Source organism: Salinivibrio sp. IB574 (genome assembly GCF_001996205.1).
In the GTDB taxonomy this organism is placed as follows: domain Bacteria; phylum Pseudomonadota; class Gammaproteobacteria; order Enterobacterales; family Vibrionaceae; genus Salinivibrio; species Salinivibrio proteolyticus.
The window spans coordinates 146,182-165,546 of the sequence record NZ_MUFN01000005.1 but is presented as its reverse complement, the minus strand read 5'-3'; the positions used below and the strand labels follow the sequence as shown (position 1 = coordinate 165,546).

The following is a 19,365-nucleotide window of genomic DNA, read 5'->3' as shown; positions in this document are numbered from 1 at the left end:
TAATATGTCTGCAAAAAAACCACTCGCACTGGTGATTCTCGATGGTTGGGGTTATCGCGATCCACAAAGCGATAATGCGATCACCAACGCCAACACCCCAGTACTTGATAGCCTGATGGCCGCTAACAGCACCTTGATCTCTGCATCAGGTTTCGATGTGGGCCTGCCGGACGGGCAAATGGGTAACTCAGAAGTGGGACACGTGAACATTGGTGCTGGCCGCGTGGTTTACCAAGACTTGACTCGGATCACCAAAGCCATTGCAGATGGTGAATTTAACCAAACGCCAGCGCTGACTGCTGCCGTTGATAAAGCGGTAGACAAAGGTAAAGCGGTTCACATTATGGGTCTGATGTCACCAGGCGGTGTACACAGTCATGAAGACCATATTGCGGCTATGGTTGAGCTTGCCGCTGAACGCGGTGCCGACCAAATCTACCTGCACTGCTTCCTCGACGGGCGTGATACGCCACCACGTAGCGCCAAAGCATCACTTGAGCGTTTTGATACCCTGTTTGCCAAACTCGGTAAAGGCCGCATTGCATCTTTGGTGGGCCGTTACTACGCGATGGACCGAGACAACAACTGGGACCGTGTTGAGCGCGCTTATGACCTGCTTACCCAAGCTCATGGCGAGTTCACGGCGACCAGCGCGGTTGAGGGCCTAGAGGCTGCGTACGCCCGTGAAGAAAACGATGAGTTTGTCGCGCCGACCGAAATTTATCGCGACGGTGACAATAAAGCGACTATCAACGACGGCGATGCAGTCATCTTCATGAACTTCCGTGCCGACCGTGCGCGTCAAATGACCCGCGCCTTTATGCCGGATTTCGATGGCTTTACGCGTAAAAAATACGCTGAGCTGTCTGACTTTGTGATGCTGACAGAATATGCAGCCGACATCGATACCACGGTCGCCTTCCCACCAGAGAGCTTGTCCAACACCTTGGGTGAGTGGCTCTCGAAAAACGGTAAAACCCAGCTGCGCATTTCTGAAACTGAGAAGTACGCTCACGTGACTTTCTTCTTTAACGGCGGTATCGAGACCGTGTTTGAAGGCGAAGAACGTGCGTTGGTTGCCTCACCAAAAGTGGCAACCTACGATCTGCAGCCTGAAATGAGCTCAGAAGAGTTGACCGACAAGCTCGTTGCGGCGATCAAATCTGGCAAGTTCGATATGATCATCTGTAACTACCCGAACGGCGACATGGTCGGCCACACTGGCGTGTACGATGCCGCGGTGAAGGCATGTGAAGCGGTAGACCATTGCATTGGTCGCGTGCTGGAAGCGATTAAAGAAGTGGACGGTCAGATGCTGATTACCGCCGACCACGGTAACGCCGAGATGATGGTGGATCCAAACACTGGTGGCGCTTACACCGCCCACACCAATTTGCCAGTGCCACTGATGTATGTGGGCAGTAAAGACATCACGTTGAAAGAAGGCGGCAAGCTGTCTGATCTGGCCCCAACCATGCTGGCCTTGACCGGTATGGAGATTCCAGAAGAGATGACTGGCAAGCCGGTGTTCGATCTGAAATAATCCCCTCATGCGGGAGAAACGAACACGCTTTTTGACAGCCCTCCGCGCCAGTGCCTTGTGCACTGGCGTTTTTCTGTGCCTGCTCACTTTTTCAACGAGCGCCAATTCCCAATTGGAAGGCGTCAGTGATGAAATCGCTCGCCAACAATCGCAATTGGCCGCACACAACAAAAAACTGAATCACCTGCAACGGGATTTAAAAGCGCAAGCCACGCGGATTGAAACGCTATCGAAACGAATTCGCTCTGCACAGAGCGCTCTTGGTGATACAGAGGCCGAGATTGAGACGCTCACTAAAAAACAGGCCCGTCTCCAACAAGAGATGATTGGCCAGCAAGCCTTACTGGCCGACTTACTGGACGCACAATACCGTCAAGGCCAACACGATCAGCTCCAGCGCCTACTCAGTGGCGACGACATTGCACAATTAGACCGACTCACACGTTATGCCGAAACCTTGGCACAATCTCGTCAAGCTGCGATTGAATCCCTCGCCGCCACACGTACCGAATATCAGTTAACCGCGCACCAGCTGAAACAACAACGCGATAAGCAGTCTGCTTTGGTCGCCGAACTGCAAGAGAAAAAGCGGGATTTGGAAAGCGAGCAAAACGCACAAAGTCAAACGGCGAAAAAAATTCGCGCACAAATTGCCAGTGACAGTGCCTACCTTGCGGAACTCAACGCGAACAAACAACGTTTACAAGAAGAAATCGCCGCGGCGGCACGACGCGCCACCGTGAAGATGGCAGGGATTGCGAATGCCAAAGGCAAGCTCACTTGGCCCGTCAAAGGCACGTTGTTACACCGTTTTGGCGAACGTCAGTCCGGCCAAGTCAGTTGGAACGGTGTGGTGATTGGCGCCAAGCGCGGCACCGAAGTGAAAGCGGCGCATGCGGGTAAAGTGGTGCTATCGAGCTGGTTGCGTGGCTATGGCCTATTGATTGCCGTAGACCACGGTAAAGGTGACATGACCTTGTATGGTTATAACCAAGCCTTGCTAAAAGATGTGGGCGATACCGTGACCGCCGGTGAGCCTATCGCCTTGGTCGGCGACAGCGGTGGCCAATCCACCCCTTCCTTGTATTTCGAAATTCGCCGCAAAGGCAACACCACCAATCCACTCCCTTGGCTGGATTAAAAACGCCCACCAAATAGGTGGGCGTGCGGATGTTTTGCGCGCTTCAGCGCCGCTAAACCAGAGGCGTTAGCGCTGCCAATCGAGGATCACCTTGCCAGATTGTCCTGAACACATCACATCAAAGCCTTGTTGGAAGTCATCCACGCTGTAGTGATGGGTGATGATCGGGGTTAAATCCAAGCCAGATTGAATTAACGATGCCATCTTGTACCAGGTTTCGAACATCTCGCGGCCGTAGATACCTTTGATCACGAGCCCTTTAAAGATCACCTGATTCCAATCAATGCCCATATCACTCGGTGGGATGCCAAGGAGCGCAATCTTGCCACCGTGGTTCATGGCCGCCAACATGCTATTAAACGCCGTCGGCACCCCAGACATTTCGAGGCCAACATCAAAGCCTTCCGTCATGCCAAGCTCTGCCATTACCGACTCCAGAGAGGACTCAGCCACATTGACCGCACGTGTGACACCCATCTTACGAGCAAGCTCGAGGCGATATTCATTCACGTCAGTGATCACCACATGACGCGCCCCAACATGACGGGCCACCGCAGCGGCCATGATGCCAATCGGCCCCGCGCCGGTGATCAACACGTCTTCGCCCACCAAATCAAAGGACAGCGCCGTATGCACGGCATTACCGAATGGGTCGAAAATCGAGGCTAGGTCATCGGAGATCTCATCGGGGATTTTGAACGCGTTAAACGCGGGGATCACCAGATACTCCGCGAAGGCACCTTCGCGGTTAACGCCCACACCAACGGTGTTGCGACATAAGTGAGTGCGACCACCACGACAGTTACGGCAGTGTCCACAAGTGATATGCCCTTCTCCTGAAACCCGATCGCCCAGAGAGAAGCCACGCACTTCCTGACCAATGCCGACCACTTCACCGACATATTCGTGGCCAACCACCATAGGCACCGGAATGGTCTTTTGCGACCACTCATCCCATTTGTAAATGTGCACGTCGGTGCCACAGATAGCCGTTTTTCGAATCTTGATCAGTAGATCGTTGTGCCCCAGCTCGGGAAGCTCGGTCTCCGTCATCCAAATGCCGGGCTCCGCTTTGAGTTTCGCCAAAGCTTTCATGGTTGTTTGTGTCATGACATTACCCAATCAGTTGCATCTCTTTGCCTACTTTAATGAAGGCATCAATAGCTCGGTCCAATTGCTCACGTGTATGCGCGGCTGACATCTGGGTGCGGATACGAGCTTGACCTTTCGGTACCACTGGGTAGGAAAAGCCCACCACATAGACGCCCTCTTCCATCATGCGCTCGGCAAACTCACTGGCGACTTTGGCATCGCCAAGCATCACAGGAATAATGGCGTGATCGGCCCCTGCTAGCGTAAAGCCAGCTTCCGTCATGCGTGCACGGAAGTGCTTGCTGTTGTCCCAAAGCTGCTCACGCAAGTGGTCACTTTCGGCCAGCATATCCAGTACGCGAATAGAGGCAGACACAATCGCAGGTGCCAGCGAGTTGGAGAAAAGGTAAGGACGCGAACGCTGACGCAGCCAATCGATCACCTCTTTTTTGCCTGACGTGTAACCCCCTGACGCGCCGCCCATCGCTTTACCCAAGGTGCCGGTGATGATGTCGACACGATCCATCACTTGATGGTATTCGTGCGTCCCTCGGCCATGCTCGCCCATAAAGCCAACCGCGTGGGAATCATCCACCATGACTAACGCGCCATATTGCTCCGCCAGGTCACACACAGCCGGTAAGTTCGCGACCACGCCGTCCATCGAGAAGACACCATCAGTCACAATCAATATGTTCGCTACACCGGCGGCTTTCGCAGCTTGAAGCTGGGCTTCCAGCTCGTCCATATCGTTGTTGGCATAACGGAATCGCTTCGCTTTACACAAGCGTACGCCATCGATAATCGACGCATGGTTTAGCGCATCAGAAATAATGGCATCGTCAGGGCCGAGAATGGTTTCGAACAAGCCCGCGTTGGCATCAAAGCATGAGGAATACAGGATGGTATCTTCCATCCCGAGAAAGTCAGATAACTTGGCTTCCAGGGTTTTGTGTGCATCTTGCGTCCCACAAATAAACCGTACCGACGCCATACCAAAACCGTGCTCATCCATTCCTGCCTTGGCAGCCTTGACCAACTCAGGATGGTTCGCCAACCCCAAGTAGTTATTGGCGCAAAAGTTCAGTACCTGCTGCTCATGATTGACGGCAACACTGGCCGCTTGTGGCGAGGTAATAAGACGTTCACTTTTGTACAAGCCATCAGCTTTTACTTGCTCAAGCTGGTGACGAATTTGCTGATAGAAGGCAGCCGTCATCGCAATCTCCATGCTGTGATGATTACTTTAGGAAGGTCGCTGCCTAACGGTGGCAGCGAATGATGGCGGCTATCATGGCACGTTAAATACCCGGGTGCCAATAAGGGATGTCAGACAGTGATTCATATCGTGTAATCGCTGTCATCTTGTTTGAATATCGCGCAGCTAGGCAGGCAAACCGTCGAGCTACTCAGTTCAGCGTGTCTAAAGCATGCTTATCTTGGCGAACTAATTGCTTGCGATAGTGGTCTATTAATACACCAATGGCGGCTTGCCCTTGTGCGGTAGTTAAGGGCCTGAGGAGTTCTAGCATTTGCAGAACCCCTTTATAAATCACCCCCGCGTGAATTTGCGTTTGGGGAGCCTGGGCGCTTTGGTAAAAAATCCAGCTCGACGCCACCAACTTCAGGGTTTCGCCAACGGCACTAAGGGCACTTTCATCCAGCGCGAGCCAGCCTGCTTGGCTATAGTGTTGAAGTATGGTCATTAAATTAACTTGCAGCTGTTGCTGGGCGGCCAAGTACTTTTGTTGCAAAGCTTCATCTCGGCGCAGGATGTCGGGCAGGTTGGCGTAAAAAAACCGATACCGCCACATCAGGCTAAACGTCGCATCTAAATAATGCTGCAACAGGGCTTGGGTATCGTCGCGGGGCTGATGAGGATCAAACGCCAAGGCGAGATCTTGCGCGTATTGGTCGAATATACTGTGTATAATCGCCTCTTTATTGCGAAAGTGATAGTAAAGGTTGCCCGGGCTGATACCGAGGTCAGCCGCAATATGGTTTGTGGTAATATTTGGCTCGCCATGTTGATTGAACAAAGCCAGTGCAGCATGGATAATTCGATCGCGGGTTTTCATGTATGGTTCTGTCCTCTGCCCGGTTGATGCTAAACCATACTATCACAGACAACAGCGAAGGCGACGGCGTCTGTCGTCAGGCAAAAATTTAGGTAATGATATGATAATTGTGACAGGTGGCGCCGGCATGATCGGCAGCAACTTAGTAAAAGCACTCAACCAGCAAGGCTATCGCGATATTGTGGTGGTCGATAACCTAAAAGACGGCACCAAGTTCGCTAACCTCGTTGATCTCGATATCGCCGACTACATGGATAAAGACGATTTCCTCACCCAAATTATGGCGGGTGATGATTTTGGTCCTATTGAGGCGGTTTTCCACCAAGGCGCCTGTTCTTCCACCACAGAGTGGGATGGTAAGTACATGATGCTCAATAACTATGAGTACTCCAAAGAGCTACTCCATTATTGTATTGAGCGTGATATTCCATTCTTATACGCCTCGTCAGCAGCCACTTACGGCGGACGCGACAGCGATTTCATTGAATCGCCCGACTATGAAGGGGCACTCAATGTCTATGGCTATTCGAAACAGCAATTCGATAACTATGTTCGTCGCGTATGGGACGATGCGGCAGCTCATGGTGAAACACTGCCACCTATCACCGGCTTTCGCTACTTTAATGTGTATGGCCCGCGCGAGCAGCACAAAGGCAGTATGGCCTCAGTGGCCTACCACCTTAACCAACAAATTCTAAATGGTGAAAATCCCAAACTTTTTGAAGGCAGTGATACCTTCAAGCGTGATTTTGTCTATGTCGGCGATGTTTGCGCAATGAATATCTGGTTCTGGCAGCAGCAAGTCTCTGGGATTTTTAACTGCGGTACCGGCCGTGCTGAGCCATTCAGCGCCGTTGCCAATGCAGTGATCGCATTTCACGGCAAAGGCGAAATCGAAGAGATTCCATTTCCTGCCCACCTGAAAGGCCGTTACCAAGCCTACACGCAAGCCGATCTCACCAAGGTTCGAGAGGCAGGCTACACCGCAACATTTAAAACCGTTGCTGAAGGTGTTGCCGCGTACTTGGCCGAAATTAATCGCTAATAACAATAGTTCGCCCCGGTGAGGCTGGGGCGTGAGAAAGAGCAATGACAAAACAGCGACACGATTACGACGCGCATGCCTACAACCCAGAATTTTCGCGTGCCTATCTGGCGCCCAAATACTGGGGCACATGGCTGATGCTTTTGGTTGCCCTTCCCGTTTGTTTACTCACTCCGGCTAAGGCGAAGTATCGCTTTTCTCGCTGGGTCGCCAACAAACTGGTAGCAAAGAAAAAAGGTACCATTTTGAATGCATGGCTTAACCTCGAAGCCTGCTTTCCTGACAAATCCGCCGAGGCTCGTCAGGCGATTTTGGTAGAAACCTTAACCACGGCTGGGGCCTTTTTGCTTAGCTTTCCGCTGATCACCTTGCGAAGCCGCCATTGGTTTCAACACCACTGTGACGTCGCGGGCATGGAGCATATCACTCGCCACACGGATAATGGCGAAGCGGTGATCCTATTTGTCCCCCACACATGGGCCATTGATGCCGCAGCCATTCTGTTTGCTTCTCAAGGGCTACCAGTGGCGGCCTTTTCTAAACGACAAAAGAATCGCCTGCTGGATTGGCTGATGCATCGCCAACGCGTGCAATACGGCGGGAATTGCTACGAACGTGAAGCCGGAATTAAACCCTTTATTCGCGCCGTTAAACGCGGATTTCTAGGTTACTACTTGCCTGATGAAGATATGCGTGATGAAAGCAGCGAATTCGTGCCGTTTTTTGCCACCACCAAAGCCACCTTGCCAAGTTTGGGCAAGCTAAGCAAAGTGACCCGTTCCCATATTGTCCCGGTATTGTCCGGCTTTAATGCCCAAACAGGGCGATTTAACATCACCGTTTATCCCGCATTCAACGACTTTCCGACAGGCGAAAGTCAGACAGATGCACGCGCTATGAATGCGCAAATCGAGACAATGCTAGAAGGACAGCTAGACCAATATATGTGGATTCTTCAGCTTCTCCGGACCCGAGAAGATGGCCGCAACATTTATCAAGAAGCAAAAAAGAAGGCGGCAGCATGATGAACGTACTGGTCATTGGTCCCTCTTGGGTAGGCGATATGGTGATGTCACAATCACTGTATAAAACTATTAAGCAACAGCACCCTAACGCCAAGATTGATGTGATGGCACCAGCTTGGTGTGCCCCAATCTTGGCACGCATGCCTGAGGTCAATCGCAGCATTGAGATGCCGCTCGGCCATGGCGAATTTGCGCTCGGTAAACGTCGCCAATTAGGTAAAGCACTCGCAAAGCACCACTATGATCACGCCTATGTGTTGCCTAATTCGGCCAAATCGGCACTGATCCCTTGGTTTGCCAATATTCCAGTGCGCACAGGCTGGAAAGGTGAAATGCGGTATGGCTTGCTGAATGACTTACGCCCCAACAAGAAAGCCTTTCAGTACATGGTTGAGCGCTATGTCGCATTGGCTCACCCTCGTGCTGAGATGCAAAGCTCAGCCTCACTCGGCGGTCTTGAAGGCCTGCCAAAACCTGAGTTAACCATTGACCCTGACGCACAAGCGGCCGTGGTCAAAAAACTGGGGCTGAATCAAGATAAGCCCGTGCTTGGTTTATGCCCAGGGGCCGAATTTGGCCCAGCGAAAAAGTGGCCCGAACGCCACTATGCCGCGGTCGCACAAGCAATGATTGCACAAGGCTACCAAGTGTGGCTGTTCGGCTCGGCAAAAGACGTTGAAACCTGTGAAAACATTGCCGCACAGTCTGGCCAGCAAGATGACATGTATGTGTTAGCGGGAAAAACCAGCCTGATTGAAGCCGTTGACTTACTCGGCGCCTGCCAAACCGTGGTCAGCAACGACTCGGGTCTGATGCATATCGCTGCCGCGGTAAATTGTCATGTCATTGCGGTATATGGCTCCACATCCCCGGAGTATACGCCCCCATTAACCCATAAAGTCGATATTATTCACACCGATATCGACTGCCGCCCATGCTTTAAACGCGAATGTCCGTTAGGGCATTTAAAATGTTTAAACGATTTGGACCCACGCCAGGTAATTGATCTAGTGGCAAGGACAGGGAAGCCATCATGACCAAAACAACTAATACTCTTGCCGTCGCACTGATTGTAAAAAACGAGGCACACAATCTCGAGCCGTGTCTACAGTCCGTAGATGGCTGGGTCGATGAGATCATCATTCTTGATTCTGGCAGCACCGATCAGACGCTCGATATTGCCAAACAATATACGGACAAAGTCTATATTGAATCAGATTGGCAAGGTTTTGGTAAGCAGCGACAGCGCGCACAAGCATATGTGGAAAGTGATTTTGTCTTGTGGCTAGATGCTGATGAACAAGTCACTCCTGAATTAAAAGAAAGCATCTTAAGTGCCATTAATAGCCAAAAAACGAACATAGTTTATTATGTGAACCGACTATCCCGTGCATTTGGCAAGGAAATAAAACACTCTGGTTGGCACCCTGATTGGATCTGTCGTCTCTATAAAACATCTGAGGCTCAGTATTCTGACTCGCTAGTCCATGAACATGTTTTAGTACCCAGTACACATCAAAAAGTCTATTTAGATGGTTTATTAAAGCATAATACATTTCATTATCTTCATGAGTACACCGCGAAGACTAACCAGTACATAAAGCTTTGGAGTGATCAGAGGGAAGGTAAAAAGTCGTCGAGTGTATTAAAAGCGATTAGCCATGCACTATTTCGATTCATAAAAATGTATATATTAAAAAAAGGCTTTTTAGATGGTCGACATGGGCTTGTCCTTGCACTACTCAGTGCTAATGTCGTCTTCACACGCTATGCCGATTTGTGGTTGAGAGACTATGTTAAGAGGCAATCTTGATCATGCACATTTGCCATGTCAATCTTGCATCTGGGTTTAGCGGCGGTGAGCGACAAACACTCACACTGATCAAACAACAGCTCGCAATGGGTTATCAACTCACTGTGGTCGCTAACCCCAAAAGCCCGTTTGCTGATGAAATTCGCGCACTTGAACAGTGCCAATTAGTGCTTTGTAAGCATTATACTCGCTCGCATCAGCGCTCAATCACCGCTGACTGCGATGTGGTACATGTTCATGAAGGCCGAGCCATCTATTGGGCGCTGCTCCAGCGCTTGATACATGGCGTACCCTATATCGTCACACGACGCATTGATAATCCCTTAAAGCGTAAATGGCTATCTCAACTTGCCTATACACGTGCAAGTACGTTGGTCGGGCTCAGTTCGGAGATTGTCCGCCAGATAACTCGGCGCCACCCCCAAGCGAATGTGGCAACTATTCCTAGCTCTCCGGTTCAGTATCCGGTATCAGACGCTGACGTCGATGCGATTAAGGCGCAGTTTGCTAATAAGTTTTTGGTCATTCAAGCCGCGAATATGTACGCCCATAAGGGCTTTGATGTCACGATTGGCGCCGCCAAGGAGCTCGAGAAGCATTCTCCTCAGGTTCACATCTGCTTACTAGGCGATGGTAAAGCGCGCGCTGAGCTCGAAAAACAAGCACAAGGCCTTGGCAACATTAGCTTTATGGGTAAACAAAGCGCAATGGGGAACTGGTTCGCAGCCGCCGATTTGCTGGTTCATCCTTCGTATAGTGAAGGGCTAGGCTCTGTGATCCTCGAAGCGATGGCCACAGGCTTGCCGGCAGTTGGTACGAAGGCAGGCGGGATCCCTGATATTATTAATCACGAGACTAATGGCTATCTGATCCCGTCTGGTGATGCTGCATCACTTGCTCACTATATTGAAACACTATCTCAAACACCTGAGTTGTTAGAATGTATGGCCCGAGAAGCATTAAATACAGCCCAAAAATTTGATATCTCAATATGTGCAAAAAAGTATCAAGATATTTACCAGCACGTCATTCATGAAAAACTATAGCTTATCTAAACCGTTGTTTGCCCAGAATGCTTTATTTCTCACGGTTTCTTGAAAGATGTCCTGATTGATAGATGGCCTTTTAAGCTCTTGGTGATAAAGGTGCAGTAATGCTGCACCAAATTTTAGTGCTTTTGTTTTTATACCAACGCCATTCAAACGAAATTCAATATCTGTATCTTCACCCACTGCAGGCGCTTCATAGTTCATATCAAATCCGTTGATTTTCTTGAAATCGTCTTTAAACAAAGAAAAATTACAACCGATAATAGACTTTTCTAAACGCCTTTTTAACATTAGATTTCTGAGAAACTTTATATGAATACCGTTTTCAATGTGTTTACCGGTAACGTCTGTATCATAGCCTAACAGATTAAACCACAAATAACGGAACATCATTGGAATAAAATAAACATGACTAAACGTTGACTTCTTTGGCGAAGAACATAACTTTTGAGTATACTTTTCAGACAGTTCAACACGACGCCCACAAACAACCTTCCCTTTTTCTGCAGCATACAAATGATCTTGTACAAAACCAGATTGAGGAACACAATCGCCATCGATAAAGATTAAATAATCAGTTTTAGACGCAGCAATCGATTTATTCAAAATTCGATTTTTTCTAAACCCTTTATCTTCATGCCAGACATGAAACACGCGAAAAGGAAGCAATTTAATATAGTCTTTTAACCATGAAGTGATATCATCGGATGATCCATCATCGGCAACAATCACATCAAAATTATAGTTTGATTCTTCTTTGAGTGATTGAAAAATCATACTTAATGCCTTTTTATTATTGTAAAAAGAAATAATGATTGTTGCTTTTTTATAATCCATAATATTTTGCAATCGTTTGGAAAGTCATAATTTGTTTAGTAGTATAACAATTATGTATAAAGTTTGGGACTGATTCGTGCGCTGGCTATACACCTTTATCCTGACTCTTATTGCCCCGTTGTTATTAGTGGGCCTGTACCGAAAGCGTCCCGGGAAACCCGCCGTCGGTGCGCGATGGCGTGAGCACTTTGGTCGTACGCCGGCTGTTGAGGGGCAGCCGATTTGGCTGCACGCGGTTTCTGTGGGCGAAGTGCTCGCCGCGAAACCCGTGATTGCCGCGTTGCAGCAGGCCTACCCATCCATTCCTCTGCTCGTCACCACCACGACCCCAACCGGCGCCGAACAGGCAGAAAAGATAGAAGGCATTATCCATCGCTATATGCCAGTCGATTTTAACGTCGCTGTCCGTGGGTTTTTGCGCGCAGTCAATCCCCGCCTGTGTGTGATTATGGAAACCGAGCTGTGGCCAAACACTCTCGCTAATGTCCATCAAGCCGGTGTGCCTATCGTGGTCATCAATGCGCGCTTGTCCGAGAAAGCGTGCCGCGGCTATAAACGGATCGCACCGCTATTTCGTACCATGAGCCAAAATATCGATGTGATTTTATGTCAGCACGACAGCGATAAGGCCCGTTTTGCCGAATTGGGTGTTGCCGACAATAAGCTCGCGACGGTCGGCTCCGTCAAATTTGATATTAAAGCTACGGATCCTCATCTGGGCCAATCACTGATTGATGACATTGGTGCTCGTCCATGCTGGGTTGCCGCCAGTACGCATGAGGGAGAAGATGCCATCATGCTCGACGCCCATGCCGCTTTGCTCCGTGATTATCCCGATGCCTTGTTAATCTTGGTTCCCCGTCATCCGGAGCGGTTTGATGGCGTAGAGGCGCAGATCCACACCCACGGACTCAGCGTCCAGCGCCGTACAAGTGACGCGCCAATCGCCCTTTCCTCGCAAGTCTATTTAGGGGATACCATGGGAGAAATGATGACATATCTGGCTGCTGCGAACGTGGTTGTCATGGCGGGTAGCTTTCTCGGCCCTAAAGTCGGTGGGCATAACTTGCTCGAGCCTGCCGCGCTCGCAAAGCCGCAATTAACGGGACCCAGCTACTACAATTTCCAAGTGATTGGTGACACCTTGATTGAAGCAGGCGCCTTGCAAGTGTGTAATGACAGCCGAGATATTGCCGCGAAGATCGGTGCCTTTTTCTCGTCCCCACCCCTGGGCGCGCAAGCAGGACAAGCGGGATTGCAGGTTGTTGAGCAAAACCGAGGGGCAGTCGAACGTACCTTGCAAGCACTGGCGCCTTGGTTAAATCGCTAACCCCTATTTGCGAATCTTGTTATAGCCTTTTAGCACGGCGGCCCAATCTTCGGGCTGCCAGTGGATTTGACGCTTTTCCTTCTCTTTTTTAAACGAGCGATGCAAACGCGCTAAGTTGTCTTCTTTCCACTGCTCACCGTCACGCTGCTGACATTTGTCGAAATCAATTAACCACAACTTGCCTTTCTTATCGCGAAGAATGTTGTGAATATTGAGGTCAGTGTGACAAACTCCGGCATCGTGAAGCCGTCGCACGAGTCGTCCGATAGCTCGGTAGTCATGAGCCAATAGTGCATGTTCACAGAGGATAGCTACAAGATCACGCGCACCTGGCACTTTTTCAACCAGAATATCTGCCCGATACGTGCGCCCAGATTTGACCGCGCGCGCCGCAACCGGTCGAGGCACTGGCAACTTTTTCGCCCGCAAGTAGGCGAGTAACGTCAGCTCCGCCCCGCAACGGGTTGTCTCCCAACCGGTGAACCAGTATTGATCTTTTACCAGCTTACCGAACAAACCGCCCCGGTAATAATGGCGCAATGCCATCTCCATCTTAGGGCCACGCACAAAAAACGTCGTGCCGCGTCCTTTTGCTGAACCCGTCACCGCGGCTTGCTGATGCCAATAGTGAATATCGAAATAGTGGCGTGGGTCCCCTTCCACTAACTCAGGGTCAAACCAAATACATTCGTTGTCGCTCTGTTCTACTTCTATACTCACTGTTTTTCCTATCTTGCGGTCGCTGCAGCGCCTATCAGTGTAACGCGCCTATTTTCAGATTCACAGACGCGCCACAATGAAGAACAATGCGTCTCGACGCATGATTTGATAACCTCTGCCCAGATAACACATCAAAAGGACAACCCTGTGACCAAGAAACAACTGACCCGTGTGATTTACCCGGGCACGTTTGACCCCATCACCAATGGCCATCTTGATTTGGTTGAACGCGCTGCAAGCATGTTCGATGAGGTCATCGTCGGCATTGCCGCAAGCCCCAGTAAAAAGCCCCTGTTTGATCTGGACGAACGCGTCGCCTTAACTCAAGCGGTGACCAGTCATTTGCCCAATGTCTCTGTGGTCGGTTTTTCTGGGCTACTGGTGAATTTTGCCAAGCAATACCAAGCCAATATTTTGGTACGTGGTCTACGTGCTGTCTCTGATTTCGAGTACGAGTTCCAACTGGCCAACATGAATCGTCGTTTGATGCCTGAACTTGAAAGCGTATTTCTCACCCCATCGGAAGAGCACTCATTTATCTCATCAACCTTGGTCAAAGAAGTGGCACTGCACGGCGGCGACACCAGTGAGTTTGTACACCCTGATGTCTTAACCGCACTTTGCAATAAGCTTCACGTCAACACGCCATCATAGTGGCTGGCAATGCGGGCAGAATACCGTTGCCCGCTGCCCAATCACCACACGCTCTAATACCGTCTCGCATTGCGGACAAGGTTCGCCGGCTTTGCCGTAAACCCGAAGCTCCTGAGCAAAATAGCCTGCTTTGCCATCTGCATTGGTAAAGTCTTTTAGGGTTGTGCCCCCTTGAGCAATCGCCGCCGCGAGCACGGTTTTTATCTCATCGACAAGACATGCTGCTTCTGAGTGCGTCAGGCTCCCTGCTGGACGTTTGGGGTGGATCCCCGCACAAAAAAGAGATTCATTGGCATAGATGTTCCCCACGCCAACGACCACCGCGTTATCCATAATGAAGGATTTCATCACCAGTTTTTTACCCTTGGCACGCGCCAGTAAATAATCAGCGTTAAAAGCGTCACTTAATGGCTCGGGGCCAAGCTTGCTCAGCACTTTATGCATTGTATCCTGCGCTTGCCACAGCCAAGCGCCAAATCGTCTTGGGTCGTGATAACGGATCATCATATTGTTGCTGAGGATGACATCCACATGGTCATGCTTTTCTGGGGCTAAGCTGGCGGGTAATACCCGTAAACTGCCCGACATTCCAAGATGCACAAGCGCCGTCCCCAGATCGCACTCGAGCAATAAATATTTGGCACGACGTGTTATCCGGCGAATCACTTGGCCTTGGAGCAATTGCAATTCATCAGGCACCAGCCAGCGCAGCTGTGGTTGGCGAACAATAATTTGGGTGACGGTCTGACCTTCAACATAGGGAGTGATCCCCATGCGACTGACTTCAACTTCAGGTAATTCAGGCATGATAAGGACTTTTACTTACGACTTAGTCAACGGAAAAAGGTAACGGCTATCAACAGACACCGCCAGCCATTGGCCTTGCTCATTTTGCATTAACCAAAATTGCGGCTGCTGATAATAGGTAATACGGATAGGTTCTTGATCAGGACTACGCAGTAGCTCAAGCGTCCGCGGTGCGGTCAGTTGCGGCCGCAGTGATTGTAAAGTGGCGTCATTCACTTGTGTCCCTTTCAGTCCCAGCCAACGTTGAGCGAGCTCCGTGGGGCTAATCAATAACGGCTTATCGGTTTGCCAACCATCAAGTGTACGCGTCAAGGTTAAGTGAGAGAAGCGCAGCGCGAGCACCTCACTGCGTGACGTCACCAAGGCAATCACACCGTCAGGCATCTCTCGAGCGTGACGTTGGTGGCGCAGGTAGTCAGGTAATAGCATCAAACCGAAAAAAATCACCACGGAAAAAATGAGGATGTTGTTCCACGTTTTTCGTTTTAGCTTCATGAGACACCGCCACTGGATACCCGACTTTGTTAATCAGCAGTATATACACAAATGAGGCTGGCGTTGATAGCTAAGCGACCGGATGGTCCAGCGAGGGAAAATAGATATAAAAAAACCCAGCCTAGGCTGGGTCTTTCTCGAAACTTTCAACCAATTACTTGATTTTGGCTTCTTTATACATAACGTGCTTGCGAACTACGGGATCAAATTTTTTGATCTCGAACTTGCTTGGCATGTTACGTTTGTTCTTATCTGTGGTGTAGAAGTGACCAGTACCAGCAGAGGATACTAGACGAATCTTCTCGCGAATGCCTTTAGCCATTCTCTAAGTCCTCTTATACTTTCTCACCGCGGGCACGCATTTCTGCTAGTACAGAATCGATACCTTTTTTGTCGATGATGCGCATACCTTTAGTAGATAGACGCAGTTTAACGAAGCGTTTTTCGCTTTCTACCCAGAAACGATGAGTTTGCAGGTTCGGCAGAAAACGACGCTTGGTGGCGTTATTAGCGTGAGAGCGGTTGTTACCAACTACAGGACGCTTGCCAGTTACTTGGCATACTCGTGACATGAAAGTCTCTCCAAAATCGTTTCAGCTCGATATCAACCTTGTCCGCCAGTCCTGCAAATTCAAGGTCAGGCTCAAGGTCAAGGCTATCAAAGGTGGCGCATTATACTAACTGAATTCACATTGCTCAAGTCCCGAGCAGATCCTTTTGCGCTCTTTTTGATCGTTTTTTTCGCCAAAGGCGATCCTCAAAGGGATAACAACCAACCTCGTTCGGCGAAGGATACCACTTCTCCGTCCCCAACCACCAGATGATCAAGCACACGAATGTCGACTAATCCCAACGCTTGAACAATTCTTTCGGTGATTTGGCGGTCGGCCTGACTCGGCTCTGCCACACCCGAAGGGTGATTGTGGGCCAATATGAGCGCCGACGCATGTAATTCGAGTGCACGGCGCACAATTTCACGCGGATATACACTCGCCGCATTGTGAGTGCCCTCAAAAAGTTGCTCATCGGCAATGACACGGTGTTGATTGTCGAGAAATAACACATAAAACGCTTCGCGGGGCCGGTCTCGAAGCAACGTCGACAAATAACGGCGGGTATGATCAGGGCTAGTCAGAGCATCGGTTTTACTTAACGTTTCTTTTAAATAACGGCGGCTAAGCTCCAATACCGCCTGAAGCTGGGCATATTTCGCGCTTCCTAGCCCTTTATGCTGACAAAACGCAGCTTGGTCAGCACCCATCAGCGCACGCAACGAGCCAAAGTCATTTAATAGGTAGTCGGCCAGCTCGACCGCACTCATCCCCGTCACCCCAGTTCGCAAAAAAATCGCCAGTAACTCGGCATCAGACAAGCTCTGTGCCCCTCTACTCAGCAAACGCTCTCGTGGGCGGCAATCTTGCGGCATGGTTTTTAAGCTCATGATCGTTCTCCCTTTGCTGAGCCAGTCGTCGGCTACGACAAAGCCGATAGTAGGGAGAGGACGCCGCCTTGATACAAGCGCATCATGGCAAGGTTGCGTTACAGTCGCCTATTTTTATTCCCCGTTGCGTGTGCTTTTCAGCAGACATCAGCCCATATCACAGCCAACCTGGCTCACACCGTGCGAGGATTCATGCGCTTGAACAAGCTTTTTACGCTAAGGATTATGGTATGGTTGCGCCATTCACTGACAACGATATCACGCATTATGGCCAGTTCTTCACAACAGCCAGCCCAGACGCTGGCAGGAAAACGTATACTGCTCGGTATGGGCGGCGGCATTGCCGCGTATAAATGTGCCGACCTCACTCGACGTCTTATTGAACGTGGGGCGACGGTCAAGGTGGTGATGACTCGCGCAGCAAAAGAATTCATCACCCCGCTGACCATGCAAGCCGTTTCCGGTCACCCGGTATCAGATAGCTTACTTGACCCCGCTGCTGAAGCGTCGATGGGCCACATTGAATTAGCCAAGTGGGCAGATTTAGTCTTGCTCGCCCCCGCGACCGCTGACTTAATTGCACGCGTCCATGCCGGCATGGGCAATGACCTGCTCACCACGGTGTGTCTCGCCACCGATGCGCCGATTGCGATTGCACCCGCAATGAATCAACAGATGTACCGTGCAGCTGTCACGCAAGCCAATATCGCCGCCTTGGGCGCGCGCGGTTGCCTGATTTGGGGGCCCGACAGTGGCGCACAAGCCTGTGGCGATGTCGGCCCGGGGCGCATGCTAGAGCCGATGGCGTTAGTGGCAGAATGTGAGCACTGGGCCGGTCCCACACCTCTGGCTGGCAAGCACATCATGATCACCGCCGGGCCAACCCGAGAAGCACTCGACCCGGTGCGCTATCTTTCCAACCATAGTTCGGGAAAAATGGGCTATGCGCTCGCAGAAGCCGCCCGCGCACTGGGTGCCACGGTCACCCTAGTCAGTGGGCCAGTCGCACTGCCAACGCCCACCGGCGTGCACCGTGTTGATGTGACCAGTGCACAACAAATGTATGAAGCCGTCCATGCCAGCATTGCCTCACAAGACATTTTTATCGGCTGTGCAGCCGTGGCGGATTATCGTCCCCAAACCGTTGCCGAGCAAAAGCTGAAAAAACAAGCCGATAAAGATGCCATGACAGTCACCATGGTGAAAAACCCTGACATTATCGCCTCGGTAGCTGCGCTGTCGGATACACGACCTTTTACCGTTGGTTTTGCGGCAGAAACACAGGATATCGAAACCTATGCACGCGACAAACTGGCACGTAAAGGGCTCGACATGATTTGTGCTAACGATGTCTCGCTTTCAGACCAAGGGTTTAATAGCGATCACAACGCCTTACACCTTTTCTGGCCGAACGGTGATCTCGCACTACCGTTAACAGAGAAAGCACACTTGGCGCGCGCTGTAATGACGCACATCGCCACCCGTTATTACAAGGCGGATACCAGCGCGTAACGCAAAAAAACGCCGTTACATCAAGTGTAAAAGCGTGCGCCAAGGCCACGCTTTTTGCTTTTAATACAGGCACCTCACCGCTAAGATAAAGGGCATGACTAACACGCTTGGTGGCACCTCGTCCTGATGCTTCCTTTACCGCCCGCCAACGTGAGAATAAAAGACAAAGGAATCGCATGAATGGCAGCCCCGAAAAAAAATAATCGCCGCGAAGAGATCCTCCAAGCGCTCGCGCAAATGCTGGAATCCACGCAAGGCAGCCAGCGCATCACGACCGCCAAATTGGCCGCCCAAGTTGGCGTCTCCGAGGCCGCACTCTATCGTCACTTTCCCAGCAAAGCACGCATGTTTGAGGGCTTAATTGAGTTTATTGAGGACTCATTACTGTCCCGCATCAACCTGATTATTGATGAAGAGAAAGACACCTTAGTGCGTCTTAAGCTCATTCTGCAGTTGCTGCTTGGATTTGGTGAGCGCAACCCAGGGCTGACGCGTATCATGACAGGCCATGCGTTGATGTTCGAGCAAGACCGCTTACAAGGTCGCATCAACCAATTGTTTGAGCGCGTTGAAGCGCAACTCAAGCAAGTACTGCGGGAAAGACGTTTGCGAGAAGGGAAAGGCTTTCCGCTCGATGAAGCGGTGCTCGCTAGCCAGCTAATTGGCCAAGTTGAAGGCAGTTTGTGCCGTTATGTACGCTCCTCTTTCAAACAACTGCCTACCGCCAACTTTGAACAGTACTGGCAATTGCTCACCAGTCAGCTGCAATAAGCCATGTAAGCA

At 50.5% G+C, this 19,365-nt stretch carries 21 protein-coding genes; 11 read left to right on the top strand and 10 right to left on the bottom strand.

All coding sequences use genetic code 11. From position 1 onward, the window contains the following. The first annotated feature begins 4 nt into the window (after nucleotides 1-4). Both gpmM and BZJ17_RS04200 read left to right on the top strand, forming a co-directional pair. Nucleotides 5-1,543 carry a 2,3-bisphosphoglycerate-independent phosphoglycerate mutase gene (gpmM, locus tag BZJ17_RS04205; protein WP_077639869.1) on the top strand — a complete coding sequence of 513 codons (1,539 nt, stop codon included), beginning with the start codon at nucleotides 5-7 and terminating at the stop codon, nucleotides 1,541-1,543. Between the two features lie 31 nt (nucleotides 1,544-1,574). After that, on the top strand, nucleotides 1,575-2,684 hold the full coding sequence (locus BZJ17_RS04200; RefSeq protein ID WP_241836756.1) for a peptidoglycan DD-metalloendopeptidase family protein: 1,110 nt from the start codon (nucleotides 1,575-1,577) through the stop codon (nucleotides 2,682-2,684). A gap of 66 nt (nucleotides 2,685-2,750) precedes the next feature. Here the strand turns inward: BZJ17_RS04200 and tdh are convergent, their stop codons facing one another. From tdh to BZJ17_RS04185, 3 genes are all read right to left on the bottom strand, one after another. Beyond that, a complete protein-coding gene (gene tdh / locus BZJ17_RS04195) occupies nucleotides 2,751-3,779 on the bottom strand; it encodes an L-threonine 3-dehydrogenase (RefSeq protein WP_108743775.1) in 1,029 nt (342 codons plus the stop codon). Between the two features lie 19 nt (nucleotides 3,780-3,798). Next, entirely contained in the window at nucleotides 3,799-4,995 is a 1,197-nt protein-coding gene (locus BZJ17_RS04190; RefSeq protein WP_077639866.1) for a glycine C-acetyltransferase, read from the bottom strand. 190 nt (nucleotides 4,996-5,185) lie between these two features. Next, nucleotides 5,186-5,854: a TetR/AcrR family transcriptional regulator gene (locus BZJ17_RS04185; protein ID WP_069590877.1), complete on the bottom strand. Its 669-nt coding sequence runs from the start codon at nucleotides 5,852-5,854 to the stop codon at nucleotides 5,186-5,188. 100 nt (nucleotides 5,855-5,954) lie between these two features. On the opposite strand from BZJ17_RS04185, the gene rfaD reads away from it, so the two are divergent. The 5 genes from rfaD to BZJ17_RS04160 are packed head-to-tail and all read left to right on the top strand — an operon-like array spanning nucleotide 5,955 to nucleotide 10,783. Then, nucleotides 5,955-6,899, top strand: a complete 945-nt coding sequence (rfaD, locus tag BZJ17_RS04180; protein WP_077639865.1) for an ADP-glyceromanno-heptose 6-epimerase — start codon at nucleotides 5,955-5,957, stop codon at nucleotides 6,897-6,899. A 44-nt stretch (nucleotides 6,900-6,943) separates the two neighbouring features. Then, nucleotides 6,944-7,924, top strand: coding sequence for a lipid A biosynthesis (KDO)2-(lauroyl)-lipid IVA acyltransferase (locus tag BZJ17_RS04175; RefSeq protein WP_077639864.1), 981 nt, complete (start codon nucleotides 6,944-6,946; stop codon nucleotides 7,922-7,924). Continuing rightward, on the top strand, nucleotides 7,921-8,961 hold the full coding sequence (waaF, locus tag BZJ17_RS04170; protein ID WP_077639863.1) for a lipopolysaccharide heptosyltransferase II: 1,041 nt from the start codon (nucleotides 7,921-7,923) through the stop codon (nucleotides 8,959-8,961). The genes BZJ17_RS04175 and waaF overlap by 4 nt, the downstream gene beginning before the upstream one ends. Then, nucleotides 8,958-9,737, top strand: coding sequence for a glycosyltransferase family 2 protein (locus BZJ17_RS04165; RefSeq protein WP_077639862.1), 780 nt, complete (start codon nucleotides 8,958-8,960; stop codon nucleotides 9,735-9,737). Before waaF ends, BZJ17_RS04165 begins: the two co-directional genes overlap by 4 nt. Before the next feature lie 2 nt (nucleotides 9,738-9,739). Beyond that, entirely contained in the window at nucleotides 9,740-10,783 is a 1,044-nt protein-coding gene (locus tag BZJ17_RS04160; RefSeq protein WP_077639861.1) for a glycosyltransferase family 4 protein, read from the top strand. On the opposite strand, the gene BZJ17_RS04155 is transcribed toward BZJ17_RS04160, so the two are convergent. Then, nucleotides 10,778-11,623, bottom strand: a complete 846-nt coding sequence (locus tag BZJ17_RS04155) for a glycosyltransferase (RefSeq protein ID WP_077639860.1) — start codon at nucleotides 11,621-11,623, stop codon at nucleotides 10,778-10,780. The two genes, BZJ17_RS04160 and BZJ17_RS04155, sit on opposite strands and share 6 nt — an antisense overlap. Before the next feature lie 76 nt (nucleotides 11,624-11,699). On the opposite strand from BZJ17_RS04155, the gene waaA reads away from it, so the two are divergent. Further along, on the top strand, nucleotides 11,700-12,953 hold the full coding sequence (gene waaA / locus BZJ17_RS04150) for a lipid IV(A) 3-deoxy-D-manno-octulosonic acid transferase (protein WP_077639859.1): 1,254 nt from the start codon (nucleotides 11,700-11,702) through the stop codon (nucleotides 12,951-12,953). A 3-nt stretch (nucleotides 12,954-12,956) separates the two neighbouring features. Here waaA and BZJ17_RS04145 read toward each other — a convergent pair whose 3' ends face one another. Beyond that, nucleotides 12,957-13,667: a 3-deoxy-D-manno-octulosonic acid kinase gene (locus tag BZJ17_RS04145; RefSeq protein WP_069590907.1), complete on the bottom strand. Its 711-nt coding sequence runs from the start codon at nucleotides 13,665-13,667 to the stop codon at nucleotides 12,957-12,959. A 153-nt stretch (nucleotides 13,668-13,820) separates the two neighbouring features. Between BZJ17_RS04145 and coaD the strand changes: the two genes are divergently transcribed. Continuing rightward, nucleotides 13,821-14,327, top strand: a complete 507-nt coding sequence (gene coaD / locus BZJ17_RS04140; protein ID WP_069590889.1) for a pantetheine-phosphate adenylyltransferase — start codon at nucleotides 13,821-13,823, stop codon at nucleotides 14,325-14,327. Here the strand turns inward: coaD and mutM are convergent. The 5 genes from mutM to radC all read right to left on the bottom strand — a co-directional run bounded on the left by mutM (nucleotide 14,322) and on the right by radC (nucleotide 17,070). Further along, nucleotides 14,322-15,134, bottom strand: coding sequence for a bifunctional DNA-formamidopyrimidine glycosylase/DNA-(apurinic or apyrimidinic site) lyase (gene mutM / locus BZJ17_RS04135; protein ID WP_077639858.1), 813 nt, complete (start codon nucleotides 15,132-15,134; stop codon nucleotides 14,322-14,324). The two genes, coaD and mutM, sit on opposite strands and share 6 nt — an antisense overlap. A 15-nt stretch (nucleotides 15,135-15,149) precedes the next feature. Then, nucleotides 15,150-15,629 carry a hypothetical protein gene (locus BZJ17_RS04130; RefSeq protein WP_069590893.1) on the bottom strand — a complete coding sequence of 160 codons (480 nt, stop codon included), beginning with the start codon at nucleotides 15,627-15,629 and terminating at the stop codon, nucleotides 15,150-15,152. A 154-nt stretch (nucleotides 15,630-15,783) separates the two neighbouring features. Continuing rightward, complete coding sequence (rpmG, locus tag BZJ17_RS04125) at nucleotides 15,784-15,951, bottom strand: 50S ribosomal protein L33 (protein WP_069590895.1); 168 nt, start codon at nucleotides 15,949-15,951, stop codon at nucleotides 15,784-15,786. 13 nt (nucleotides 15,952-15,964) lie between these two features. Further along, nucleotides 15,965-16,201 carry a 50S ribosomal protein L28 gene (gene rpmB, locus BZJ17_RS04120; RefSeq protein WP_069590897.1) on the bottom strand — a complete coding sequence of 79 codons (237 nt, stop codon included), beginning with the start codon at nucleotides 16,199-16,201 and terminating at the stop codon, nucleotides 15,965-15,967. A 185-nt stretch (nucleotides 16,202-16,386) separates the two neighbouring features. Beyond that, entirely contained in the window at nucleotides 16,387-17,070 is a 684-nt protein-coding gene (gene radC / locus BZJ17_RS04115) for a DNA repair protein RadC (protein ID WP_077455068.1), read from the bottom strand. A 267-nt stretch (nucleotides 17,071-17,337) separates the two neighbouring features. On the opposite strand from radC, the gene coaBC reads away from it, so the two are divergent. Together coaBC and slmA are read left to right on the top strand one after the other, a co-directional pair. Next, entirely contained in the window at nucleotides 17,338-18,582 is a 1,245-nt protein-coding gene (coaBC, locus tag BZJ17_RS04110) for a bifunctional phosphopantothenoylcysteine decarboxylase/phosphopantothenate--cysteine ligase CoaBC (protein WP_108743773.1), read from the top strand. 180 nt (nucleotides 18,583-18,762) lie between these two features. Then, on the top strand, nucleotides 18,763-19,353 hold the full coding sequence (slmA, locus tag BZJ17_RS04105; protein ID WP_069590901.1) for a nucleoid occlusion factor SlmA: 591 nt from the start codon (nucleotides 18,763-18,765) through the stop codon (nucleotides 19,351-19,353). Nucleotides 19,354-19,365 lie beyond the last annotated feature (12 nt).

Excerpts from the sequence above, each read along its gene's own strand:
- gpmM (WP_077639869.1), top strand. The coding sequence starts at position 5 with ATGTCTGCAAAAAAACCACTCGCACTGGTGATTCTCGATGGTTGGGGT.
- tdh (WP_108743775.1), bottom strand. The coding sequence starts at position 3,779 with ATGAAAGCTTTGGCGAAACTCAAAGCGGAGCCCGGCATTTGGATGACG.
- BZJ17_RS04190 (WP_077639866.1), bottom strand. The coding sequence starts at position 4,995 with ATGACGGCTGCCTTCTATCAGCAAATTCGTCACCAGCTTGAGCAAGTA.
- BZJ17_RS04185 (WP_069590877.1), bottom strand. The coding sequence starts at position 5,854 with ATGAAAACCCGCGATCGAATTATCCATGCTGCACTGGCTTTGTTCAAT.
- rfaD (WP_077639865.1), top strand. The coding sequence starts at position 5,955 with ATGATAATTGTGACAGGTGGCGCCGGCATGATCGGCAGCAACTTAGTA.
- BZJ17_RS04175 (WP_077639864.1), top strand. The coding sequence starts at position 6,944 with ATGACAAAACAGCGACACGATTACGACGCGCATGCCTACAACCCAGAA.
- waaF (WP_077639863.1), top strand. The coding sequence starts at position 7,921 with ATGATGAACGTACTGGTCATTGGTCCCTCTTGGGTAGGCGATATGGTG.
- BZJ17_RS04165 (WP_077639862.1), top strand. The coding sequence starts at position 8,958 with ATGACCAAAACAACTAATACTCTTGCCGTCGCACTGATTGTAAAAAAC.
- BZJ17_RS04160 (WP_077639861.1), top strand. The coding sequence starts at position 9,740 with ATGCACATTTGCCATGTCAATCTTGCATCTGGGTTTAGCGGCGGTGAG.
- BZJ17_RS04155 (WP_077639860.1), bottom strand. The coding sequence starts at position 11,623 with ATGGATTATAAAAAAGCAACAATCATTATTTCTTTTTACAATAATAAA.
- mutM (WP_077639858.1), bottom strand. The coding sequence starts at position 15,134 with ATGCCTGAATTACCTGAAGTTGAAGTCAGTCGCATGGGGATCACTCCC.
- BZJ17_RS04130 (WP_069590893.1), bottom strand. The coding sequence starts at position 15,629 with ATGAAGCTAAAACGAAAAACGTGGAACAACATCCTCATTTTTTCCGTG.
- rpmG (WP_069590895.1), bottom strand. The coding sequence starts at position 15,951 with ATGGCTAAAGGCATTCGCGAGAAGATTCGTCTAGTATCCTCTGCTGGT.
- rpmB (WP_069590897.1), bottom strand. The coding sequence starts at position 16,201 with ATGTCACGAGTATGCCAAGTAACTGGCAAGCGTCCTGTAGTTGGTAAC.
- radC (WP_077455068.1), bottom strand. The coding sequence starts at position 17,070 with ATGAGCTTAAAAACCATGCCGCAAGATTGCCGCCCACGAGAGCGTTTG.
- coaBC (WP_108743773.1), top strand. The coding sequence starts at position 17,338 with ATGGCCAGTTCTTCACAACAGCCAGCCCAGACGCTGGCAGGAAAACGT.
- slmA (WP_069590901.1), top strand. The coding sequence starts at position 18,763 with ATGGCAGCCCCGAAAAAAAATAATCGCCGCGAAGAGATCCTCCAAGCG.